This window comes from Trinickia sp. (assembly GCF_051961175.1).
GTDB lineage: Bacteria > Pseudomonadota > Gammaproteobacteria > Burkholderiales > Burkholderiaceae > Trinickia.
This window is the reverse complement of sequence record NZ_JBQCDN010000124.1, coordinates 1-10,463: the sequence shown is the minus strand read 5'-3', so window position 1 is coordinate 10,463 and position 10,463 is coordinate 1. Positions and strand designations below refer to the sequence as shown.

General features: G+C 59.0%; 10 protein-coding genes. 7 read left to right on the top strand and 3 right to left on the bottom strand.

From position 1 onward, the window contains the following. Both ACTHL0_RS06965 and ACTHL0_RS06960 read right to left on the bottom strand, forming a co-directional pair. Nucleotides 1-441 (bottom strand): transporter substrate-binding domain-containing protein (locus ACTHL0_RS06965; protein ID WP_440565920.1); only part of this gene is annotated, 441 nt, incomplete at its 3' end. A gap of 54 nt (nt 442-495) precedes the next feature. Then, nucleotides 496-1,713, bottom strand: a complete 1,218-nt coding sequence (locus tag ACTHL0_RS06960) for a MalY/PatB family protein (RefSeq protein ID WP_440565923.1) — start codon at nt 1,711-1,713, stop codon at nt 496-498. 145 nt (nt 1,714-1,858) lie between these two features. On the opposite strand from ACTHL0_RS06960, the gene ACTHL0_RS06955 reads away from it, so the two are divergent. From ACTHL0_RS06955 to ACTHL0_RS06935, 5 genes are all read left to right on the top strand, one after another. Beyond that, nucleotides 1,859-2,755, top strand: a complete 897-nt coding sequence (locus ACTHL0_RS06955) for a LysR family transcriptional regulator (protein ID WP_440565919.1) — start codon at nt 1,859-1,861, stop codon at nt 2,753-2,755. Nucleotides 2,756-3,170: 415 nt separating this feature from the next. Further along, nucleotides 3,171-3,452 carry a hypothetical protein gene (locus ACTHL0_RS06950; RefSeq protein WP_440565918.1) on the top strand — a complete coding sequence of 94 codons (282 nt, stop codon included), beginning with the start codon at nt 3,171-3,173 and terminating at the stop codon, nt 3,450-3,452. 189 nt (nt 3,453-3,641) lie between these two features. Next, the gene (locus ACTHL0_RS06945) at nt 3,642-4,310 is read left to right on the top strand and encodes a cupin domain-containing protein (protein ID WP_440565917.1); all 669 of its coding nucleotides are present in this window, start codon (nt 3,642-3,644) and stop codon (nt 4,308-4,310) included. A 2-nt stretch (nt 4,311-4,312) separates the two neighbouring features. Then, the gene (locus ACTHL0_RS06940) at nt 4,313-5,497 is read left to right on the top strand and encodes a flavin monoamine oxidase family protein (RefSeq protein ID WP_440565916.1); all 1,185 of its coding nucleotides are present in this window, start codon (nt 4,313-4,315) and stop codon (nt 5,495-5,497) included. Nucleotides 5,498-5,522: 25 nt separating this feature from the next. Next, a complete protein-coding gene (locus ACTHL0_RS06935) occupies nt 5,523-6,545 on the top strand; it encodes an alcohol dehydrogenase (protein WP_440565914.1) in 1,023 nt (340 codons plus the stop codon). Nucleotides 6,546-6,701: 156 nt separating this feature from the next. Here ACTHL0_RS06935 and gcvA read toward each other — a convergent pair whose 3' ends face one another. Next, the gene (gcvA, locus tag ACTHL0_RS06930; RefSeq protein WP_440565912.1) at nt 6,702-7,619 is read right to left on the bottom strand and encodes a transcriptional regulator GcvA; all 918 of its coding nucleotides are present in this window, start codon (nt 7,617-7,619) and stop codon (nt 6,702-6,704) included. 740 nt (nt 7,620-8,359) lie between these two features. Here gcvA and ACTHL0_RS06925 point away from each other — a divergent pair. Continuing rightward, nucleotides 8,360-9,109 carry a sulfite exporter TauE/SafE family protein gene (locus ACTHL0_RS06925; protein ID WP_440565911.1) on the top strand — a complete coding sequence of 250 codons (750 nt, stop codon included), beginning with the start codon at nt 8,360-8,362 and terminating at the stop codon, nt 9,107-9,109. Between the two features lie 325 nt (nt 9,110-9,434). Then, on the top strand, nt 9,435-10,103 hold the full coding sequence (locus ACTHL0_RS06920) for a haloacid dehalogenase type II (protein ID WP_440565922.1): 669 nt from the start codon (nt 9,435-9,437) through the stop codon (nt 10,101-10,103). Nucleotides 10,104-10,463 lie beyond the last annotated feature (360 nt).

The following is a 10,463-nucleotide window of genomic DNA, read 5'->3' as shown; positions in this document are numbered from 1 at the left end:
AACCCGCTTACCCTTCAGTTCGTCGAGGCTTTGATACTCGCTCTTGTCGTCCTTCCTCTCCAACACCTGGACCGCCGAGTACGCATACGGAGGGCTGAAATCAAGCGACTCGCGCCGCTTTTGGGTGATCGTCACTTGGTTGATGACGACATCGAACTTGCCGGCTTGCAGCCCGCCGATCAGGCCCGACCATTCGCCGGTATAAAAGTCCGGCTTGACGCCGAGCTTCGCGGCGAGCGCCTTGGCGACATCGACGTCAAAACCCTGCAGGGCGCCCTGCGAGTCGCGGTAATCGAACGGGGGATACGTTCCCTCCATACCGATCATTAACGTACCTCGCGCCTTGACGGCGTCGAGCAGATCTTGCGCATGAGCGGCGAAGGATGCGCATGCGGCAGATACCGACAGCGCGGCCACGAAAACCGCTTTTTTAAGTTTCATGATTTTGTCTCCAGTGTAATAGGAATAAATGCTATGAGTGCGCTTGTTCGCCGCTCAGAGTCCCGCAACAACTGCTGCAAGCCTACGAATCGCCTCGTCCACCGTGGCACGAGGACAGCCGAGGTTCACCCGCATATAGCCGTGTCCCTCCATGCCGAACTTTTGTCCCTTATCGAGCCAAAGGCGCGCTTTGGTCAGCATGAATTTATCGAGTGCGGTCGCATCCATCCCGAGCGCACGGCAATCCATCCACGCCAGATACAGGGCGTCCGCCGGTAGAACCTCGATCTTCGTCGTCGCCTCATTCACGGCGCTTCGGAAGTGAATATGGTTCGAGCGGAGGTAAATCAGCATCTCCTCGAGCCACGGCTCGCCGTGCGCATAAGCTGCCTCGGCGGCGACCATCCCAAGCGTATTCACCAGCGGGAACATGTTTCTGTCGTACTGCCTGAGCAATTCGTCACGCACACGTCGGCTCGGTATGAACACGTTTGCGCTCTGCAAACCGGGCAGATTGAAGGTCTTGCTGGGAGCCGTGCAGGTGATACTGTTTTGCGCGAACTTGTCCCCTAGCGAAGCAAAGGGAATGTGCTTTTTCGTCGGGTTGATAATCAGATCCTGGTGGATCTCGTCGGAGATAACGAGGACGCCATGGCGCAGACAGATCTCGCCCATCGCGCGCAGCTCGTCTTCCGACCATACGTTGCCCGTTGGATTGTGCGGATGGCTCAGGATGAAGAGTTTTGTGTTGTCACGAATCGCCGCTTCGAAGATCTTTTCGTTGAAGCGATAGCCCGTCTCGCTACGCTCCAGGGGAGCAAGTGCGAGATGACGGCCGTTCATCAATACGTCGTTGTGGAAGTGGGCGTAGACAGGCGGCTGAATCAGCACTGAATCGCCTGGCGCGGAAAACGCTTGTACGGCCGTCTTCAGCGTGGTGATGATGCCGGACGTCTGCACCACCCATTCCTTGGGTACTTCCCAGCCGAATCGCCTCGCTTGCCAGTCTACAACCGCATTAACGTAACTATCGGTCGCACCGCCGGGGTACCCGAAGATGCCGTGCTCTACCGCTTCATGAAGTGCATCGATCACGGGCTGGGGAGCACGGAAATCCATGTCCGCGACCCACATGGGCAGCGGCCGCGCTTCCGCTTCATCGGCCGACAGCAGTTTTTCCGCGATCGCCCATTTCATCGAGTTCGAATTCCTACGATCCGCCACCTGATCGAATACGCAAGCGCCGATGCCCGTGGTAGCGCCTTCATTCATCGCTGCGGTGTATGCGTTCACATTTCCTTCCTGTTTCAGTTGAGCGGCGCGCGTGGGATGCGGCCTCGAATTTCGGTCAGAATAGCAACGCACGTCCATGAACAGAAATGGTATGTTTTCATGGATACATGAGCGGAGATCATAGATGCTAGACCGTCAACAACTTGCCGTCCTGCTGGAGGTCGATCGTTTGGGCAGTGTCACTGCCGCTGCTGAGCGGCTGAACGTCACGCAGTCTGCGCTTTCGCACATGGTCCGGAAGATTGAAGAGCAGCACGGCGTCAAGATTTGGACGAAAAGCGGCCGGGCGCTCCGCTTCACGCAAGCCGGGGAGTATTTGCTCGCCTTAGCGCAACGCGTGTTGCCGCAAATCGATCACGCCGAACGGGTTCTTATCGATTTCGCTGAGGGTAGGCGTGGCGCGCTGCGCGTCGGCATGGAGTGCCACCCTTGCCAAAAGTGGCTGTCGCGGCTTACGCCTTCGTATCTTGCGGCCTGGCCGGACGTCGACTTCGATGTGCGTACAGCGTTTCGATTCGACGGCATCGCAGCGCTTCTCGGCCATGAGATTGACTTGCTCGTCACGCCCGATCCGATCGACTTACCGGACATCCGATTCACACCTGTTATCGACTACGAACTGGTTCTTGTGGTGCATGAAAGGCACCCCTTGGCCACGCGTGCGTTCGCGCAGCCACGAGATCTTCTCGGCGAGGAACTAATCACGGTTCCCGTGAGTGAGGAACGGCTCGATATTTACACCCGGTTCCTTATCCCCGCTCATTGCAAACCGAAAAATCACCGAACTGCCGAAGCCACCGATCTGATGCTCCAGCTCGTCGCGGCGGAACGTGGCGTTTCGGTTCTGCCCGATTGGCTCGTTCATGAAGAAGGGGCGGGACTGCCGGTTCGTTCAGTGCGACTTGGCAAGCGCGGCATCAACAAGAGTATCAACCTTGGCGTTCGCCGCGGAGAGGAAGAAATCGCTTATATCGCTGGGTTCATGGCTATCGCGCGAGAAATGGGCGTCAGCCGAAGGTAGCGTGCAAAGTGATCTAACCGGCGAGAGAAGGGAGGCGAACGGTCGGCTATGGCATTCGACAGCGATACCTGCGAGTTAGCGTCCCCTCCTCTGCAGGACTCATTCAGCGCCGGCTGGGTTCTTTGTCCGGCATGGAGTGGCAGAGACCGGAAAGATGGAAAATCTACCGGCTGCAAATTTTTTCTTTCTGTCCGCGATATTAAATCTCGTTTGCGGGGACGTCTAAATCAGTGAAGAATTCACATCCGCGACCTGCAGCGCCACGGAAGGGACAGGCAGCCAGCATCGCTTCGGCTCGATGTGAATCGTTTTTTTCCGTACGCTGACTTTTATCGGCGTCGTGCTACCGGTTCATCGCACTGCTATCGCGGAACACGAAGGTCACCCACTGCCTAAACAGGACAGGAGCAACAAAATGGTCTATCTGCAGATTACTCTCAAGGTCGCGAATGCCAATCGGGCCGCTGCCGCAGGGGTCTACGAAAGATACAAGGCCCCCTTCCTCAACACCATCGCCGGCGCGAAGTCGAAGGAACTGCTGGTGCGCGATGAGGACGTGCAGGTGCTGCACGGTTTCGATAGCGCAGCGAACGCGAATGCCTACTTGCAGAGCGAGTTGTTCACCGCGGACGTGGTCGGCGGTCTCAAACCCCTGCTGGATGCAGCGCCGGATGTGCGTATCTACCAAGTCGCCTGATCTCCGCACAGCGAGCGCTGAGCGTGGCAATCGCAATGAACGCCGGACCTGCCCTGGTCTACACGGCGCACGTGTTCGAAGCCCACGCGCAATTGGTCAATACGAATACCTGAGTCACCTCTGTACGCGGTCGGCTGCCGATAGCGGGTAAGCCGGCCGTTCATAATCGGCGCTTGCGGTAAGACATCCATGCTTGTAAATGCAGACTTTTCGCGGCGGATCGTCGTCACACCAGACCAGTACAACTGGGTCGCCTCCCCGCAGAGCGGCGTCGAGCGCGTGATGCTCGATAGGATTGGCGAGGAGCAAGCCCGGGCGACCAGCATCGTGCGGTACGCAGCCGGTTCACATTTCCCTGACCATGCACACCCGCGAGGAGAGGAGATCTTCGTGCTGTCCGGCACCTTCTCCGAGCGCGACGAGCACTATCAGGCCGGCTGGTATCTGCGCAATCCGCCAGGATCAATCCATCGGCCGTCCAGCGCCGAGGGCGCGGTCATTTTCGTCAAGCTTCGGCAAATGCACCCCGGAGACCGCCACCGAGTCCGCATCGACACACGCGATCCCGCATTCTGGCAGCACCAAGGTCGGCGCGAGGTATGCCCGCTGTTCTCGTCGAATACCGAACAAGTTTGTCTGCAACGCTTGTCGCCAGGTGAAGCCTTATTTGAAGGCCAGATAGACGGCGCCGAATTGCTGGTATTGACCGGAAATCTAGTAGTTGGCAAACGGTCCTGTGATCGGGGCAGTTGGGTTCGACTACCCGTGGGCGACTGTCCCGAGATCATCGCCGGCCCACAAGGAGCGACCTGCTACCTCAAGGCCGGTCACCTGGCTGATTGGGCGTTGGAGGCATAGGCATGACAGCAGCGCGCGTCGCCATTATCGGGGGTGGGCTGAGCGGTCTCTATGCGGCGCTTCTTCTCGAGCAACAGGGCATCGAAGACTACGTATTGTTGGAGGCCCGCTCAACGTTTGGCGGTCGCATTCTTTCGGTGTCCCCCGCCGGAACGGATGAATCAGACCACGACACATCTCATACCTTCGACCGCTTTGACTTAGGGCCAACGTGGTTCTGGCCAGAGCTGCAGCCTCAGCTCGATCGTCTCGTCGGCGGTCTAGCACTTGAACGGTTCGAACAGGATGACGTCGGCAGCATGATCATCGAGCGATCGCCGCACGAGGGGCCTTTGCGCGTCGACTCCAGCTACGCTGCATCGCCGCCGTCGATGCGTCTTGTGGGTGGGATGAACATGCTGGTCGCGGCGCTGCGCAAGAAGCTGCCGCAGGACCGGCTCTATGTCGGTCACAGGGTCAAGCGCGTCCGCCATGTCGGTCAACAAATCGAAATGGATGCCGAGGATTCGCACGAACGGCCTATCACTTACCGCGTGCAATTCGTGTTGCTCGCCGTTCCGCCGCGCTTGGCGACTTCCACGATCGACTTCACGCCGGCATTGCCGGATTCGATCTCGCGCGCCTGGAGCACTACGGCCACGTGGATGGCATCGCACGCCAAATATGTCGCTGTCTACGATAGGCCATTCTGGCGCGATCGAGGATTTTCCGGCGAGGCCCGAAGCGCCGTCGGACCGCTCGCGGAAATCCACGATGCCTCCATGCCGGGCGGCAGTGCCGCACTGTTCGGCTTCTTCGGCATTCCCGCCCGCACGCGCAAGCGTGTGCCGCAGCAAGAGTTGCTGCTCCACTGTCGAGCGCAGTTCAAGCGGATGTTCGGCGCAGAGGCTGAGCGGCCCAAAGCAGAGCTAATCAAAGACTGGGCCACCGATCCTCTGACCGCGACGGCGGTCGACCTCGACGGCACAGCAGGACACGGCGCGGCGCCGAAGGCGACCGTCGCGTCAGGGCTGTGGCATGGGCGTCTGGCGGGAATCGCCAGCGAATGGTCTGCCCGATTTCCGGGCTATCTGGCGGGCGCCGTCGATGCGGCAACCATCGGCGTACGCGAGGCAATCCATGCGGCGGCTGCGGACGGTTGGGCGTCGGGGTGCAATAGCCAGTCGCCGCAACCAGGAATCGTCTAGTCCCCCTACTCTTTGAGACACGAACGTGAACAGTACATATCGAGCAATGCAGTTGAGCCGGCCTGGATTTCTTGAACTGGTCGAACGACCGAGGCCGACCCCGGGGCACGGCGAGGTTTTGATCGAGGTGGAGGTATGCGGAATCTGCGGCGCCGACATCGGCCAGATCGATCGAGCCGATCCCACATCGCAGCCGCGCGTGCCAGGACATGAGGTGATCGGACGAATCGCTGCCATCGGGGCGGCAGTACCCGCGATCTGGAAGGTGGGCCAGCGCGTTGGCGTGGGCCGCCTCGGCGGCCACTGCAACGAATGCGACCAATGCCGACGCGGGGAATTTCAGCTTTGTCGGAATCAGCCGGTCGTTGGCGTAACGTCCGATGGCGGCTACGCCGAAGTGATGATCGCTCGCAGCACCGGCTTGGTTTCGATTCCCGACGAGCTCGACTCCGAGGAGGCGGCGCCCATCCTGTGCGCGGGCCTTGCCACCTTCAATGCACTCAAGAAGTCAGGGGCCGAAGCGGGAGATCTCGTGGCCGTGCTTGGGATCGGTGGACTTGGGCACATGGCGTTGCAATACGCGCGCAAAATGGGCTTCAAAGTCGTGGCCATCGGGCGCGGGCGGGACATTGTCGATGATGCATTGGCACTGGGGGCGCATGTCTACATCGACACGAATGAAGATGACGCCATGGCCAAACTCAAGGAAATGGGAGGCGCGCAAGCTATCGTCACTACGATAGGCCACGCCGCCACCGTATCCGCGTGCATTGGGGGCCTCGCGCCACAGGGCAGACTCATTGTGCTGGGCGTAGGCAAAGATCCGTTACCGATCCCAAGCGGCCAACTGGTCTCCGGAGAAAGGAGCGTCGTCGGGTCAATGACTGGTACTCCCTATGAGAACGAAAAAGCGCTGAATTTCAGCGCGCTGACCGACATTCGGCCGATGATAGAAACCATGCCACTGGAAAACGCGCTCGCCGCCTACGGGAAAGTTAAGAGCGGTGATGTCAAGTTCAGGATGGTCTTAGTCATGCGTAAGAAATAACGCATGTTCGTGGGCGCCGCCCATGAATCGTCACGCCGACCGCTGGGCTGAGGTTCTAGCCCGGCGGTCGCGATGTATGGCCCCAGCTTCCTTACCGGGCGTTTGATCACGCGCTTCGGGGCACAAAGGGTCGTTAGGACGCGAGGCAATGACCCGTTACTGCGCCGATGCTGCCTCCTGAATCAACCACTCGCGGAACGCAACAAGCTTGGGCAGAGACGCGCACTCCGCGCGGTAAACGATGTAGTAAGCCAGTTCAGACGTCCACTTTACTTTTGGGAACAATTGGACGAGCCGGCCGGCGGCCAAGTCGTCGCGGGCCATCACGCTCCGCGCTAGCGCTACGCCATGACCGTCCACCGCCGCTTGCAGCACGGCAGCCGAATTGTTGATCCGCATGCCGCGCCTTGCATCGACGCCCTCCGCCCCCGCCCGCCGAAGCCAATCGCTCCAAGATGCAAATCCCAGGTGACCGTCCACGGACAGATCGTGTATCAGTGCTTTGCCGGCCAGGTCATTAGGCGCCTTGAGCCTGCCGTTCTTGGCGAGCCACGTGGGCGAACAAACGGCATAAATTTTTTCGTCCATCAACTTCTCGGACATGAGGCCCGGCCATGCCCCCCGACCGTATCGCACTCCGATATCAATACCTTGAGCCGTAAAGTCGACCAGCTTGAGATTCGTATCAAGCCGCACGTCGGTCTCGGGCCACCTTTCGTGAAACCGCTCGATCCTCGGCAGCAGCCACTTCGCTGCAAACGCTGGGCTAACTGCGACCGTTAACACGCCACTTCTAGAACCCTCGCGCAAGCGGCTCAGTCCGAGCGAAAGTCTGTCAAACCCTGCGCGAAGATCCGGCAATGCTCGCTCGGCCGTGTCGGTTGGAATAAGGCGGGAACGGCCGCTCGATCCTCGATGAAATAATGGTGTACCGAGCCACTCTTCGAGCGAGCGAACCAATTGACCCACTGCCGCGGGGGTCACATTCAGTTCCGCTGCCGCAGACGAGAAGCTTTGGTGCCGAGCGCTCGCTTCAAACGCACGAAGCGCATTGAGATGTACGGGACCCTTCACGCAAAGATAAACTTCATTGGGAGTTCAAGGGTAAAAAGGGCCGAGGGTTATCCCAGGGCCTGTCTCTAGTGACGTTTTCGTGCGGGACCAATGCATGGTAGTGCTCCCAGTACGGGGCACCCACATGCATCGCTTCGCAAGCTTCCAGGCCTTGCCCCTTCAGAGCCGACGTTTCAGTTTGAAGCGTTCGGTAGAGGGCATCGCCTTCTGTTGCGCCCACGACAGAAAGTTTTTCTGTCAGCTCGGCACACTTTATCTCATTTGCCCACAAAAGCAAATCAGCGAAGAATCCGCACTGGGTCGAAGATGGGGAGGCCTATTCCCAGGGCGCCGTCCGATGCACACCTGGGACTAGTTTTGCTTCTAGTCGTTGCTGCCTGCCACAGCGAGAAAAGAGGTAGCGGTCGTCAGCAAGAATTCAAAAGGGTGGTAGCTGTCCGGAACGCATTGCCCACAGCGGATATCTTGGCACACGCGCGGGCGCGAATTTTCTGAACTTGGCATCGAGCATCAAGTCTGAAAACGTCATAACGCGCAGTCACGCTGTTTCGGCGATCACCGACGCGTGGCGCCCAGTAGCGGGCTCGAACAGCTTTACGCACAAATCCAAGCTGCACGTGACGGCTGCCTCGAGAAATGAGCATTGCTATCACTGGATGGAACCACAATTCCTTGGCCGCCAAGCAGTTTTGCTTTAATCGCGGGCCAACAACCGCTTATGAAATTTTCGGCAGATCAAATTGCACAGCCAACTCGCCACGACTGTATTCCTGTTCGCGCTCGGCCTGCTGACCGGCTTCATCGGAACCAACACAGGAGGGAGCGCCTTTCTGACGGTCCCAATCATGATCTGGCTAGGCATCGCGCCCCAGTCTGCTATTGCGTCAGCGCGCGTCGCTTCAGTCGGCACCATGGTAGCTGGGGCGCGCGAGTTTCATCGGCAGGGGAAGGTAGATTATAAGCTTGCAGTGCCGGCCGCACTCCTCGGCCTCGTCGGGTCCGTTTGCGGCGCAGCGTTTTTGCTCAAGATTGACGCTGCTACGCTGCATAAGGTCATCGGCATTCTCACGTTGCTGATGGTGATTCTGTCACTCACCAAGAAGCCCAAACCCGTTCACGAACCGGTCTCCAAGGCGCGTGCTGCCTTCGGATATGGCCTGTTCACGCTCATCGGGATGGTGGGTGGCTTTTTCGGCGGTCAGGCAAAGCTCGCAACGTACGTATTCATCTTGATCTTCAACAAGACCATCAGCGAATCGGTCGGCACCCGCAAGATCAGCGGCCTCGTCATCTCGCTCGGCTCGCTTGCGGTTTATGGTTTCAGCCAGATCATCAATTGGCAGTTCGGTCTTTCCTTGGTGGTCGGCACCCTTATCGGGTCTTCGGCGGGGGCAAGATACGCGCTGAAAAGGGGCGACGAATGGATGGAAAGGCTGCTGAACGTTGTCGTGGTGTTGCTGGCCTTGCGCCTGCTTCTCTTGCCTGCATAGGCGTACGACCACACGCTGCCGTAGCGTCGGTGCGTGTGCGCCAGGACGGATGATAGCGCCGCCAGCGGGGATGACGATAGGACGATCCTTTTACTTGACTTCGATGCCGTGCATTGCAGCAATTCACGCGGCATGAACTGCCGCGACGCCGCTCAAAAATAGCGTGAAATTTGTTGTTTGCACCAGTCAATTCGGCGTATTCGCAGACTCATTCCTGCTTAAATTTCACCTACCGACATTGCTATCGGCACTTGCCCGAAGTGGCTCGCGGCGGGCACCTGATTCCAGAGTCCCTCGGGACTCACCACTCATCGAGATTGAAGACATGATCGACTTCGAACCGAAATACATCACGTTCGATTGCTACGGCACCCTCGTCAACTTCCGCATGGCCGACAAGGCGCGGGAAATCTACGGCAACCGCCTGCAGGGCGACGCCATGGAGAACTTCATCAAGCTATTCAAGGCCTTCCGTTTCGACGAAGTGCTCGGCGCATGGAAGCCATATCGCAATGTCGTCCACAACTCCATCCGCCGCACGTGCGAGCGCACCGGCGTGCCTTTCATCGAAGCCGAGGCCGAACAGTTCTACTTGGCGGTGCCGACATGGGGTCCGCACCCGGACGTTCCTGAAGGCCTCTCGCGTCTCGCCAAGAAGTACAAGCTGGTTGGGCTGACCAATGCGGATAACGCGCAGATCATGAGCAATATCGAAAAGCTCGGGGCGCCGTTTCATGCCGTCATCACGGCGGAAGACGCAGGCGCCTATAAGCCGCGCATGCAGGGCTTCGAATACATGTTCAAGAAGCTCGACGTCCAGCCTCATGAAATCCTGCACGTCTCGTCTAGCCCGCGCTACGACCTCATGACCGCGCACGACCTTGGCATCGTCCACAAGGCTCACGTGCTGCGCGGCCACGAACCCGAAGCACCGGCATATGGCTACACGGCGGTCAAGAGCATCATTGAACTGGCCGAACAGCTTGGTGTGTAAGCGTTCGACGCTACCGTGGCCGCCTATCGACGGTGGCCGCGGACGCACATCGAGCTATGGCGCTGATGGCTGTCCTCAGACCGATCGCAGCGCGAAATTGATTCCCGATATTGCTGTCATCTCTTCCCGCCCCGGCTCACTCATGCTGCCCCAGTCATTCGCAAGGCTTATACTCCAGGCCCGCGGTCGAGTCCGACGCCCTGTTGGCCAGCGGCCTCTCGGTCAGCTTCCCACGTCTGAATGAATTCGATGCGGTTGCGATTGTGCGTCGCGTCTATGGCATTGACGGCACAGCCACAAGGTTTTCAACTGAGAAGGACGACACCTTTCGCGTTGACGCCGTCGACGGCGCGCGCTACG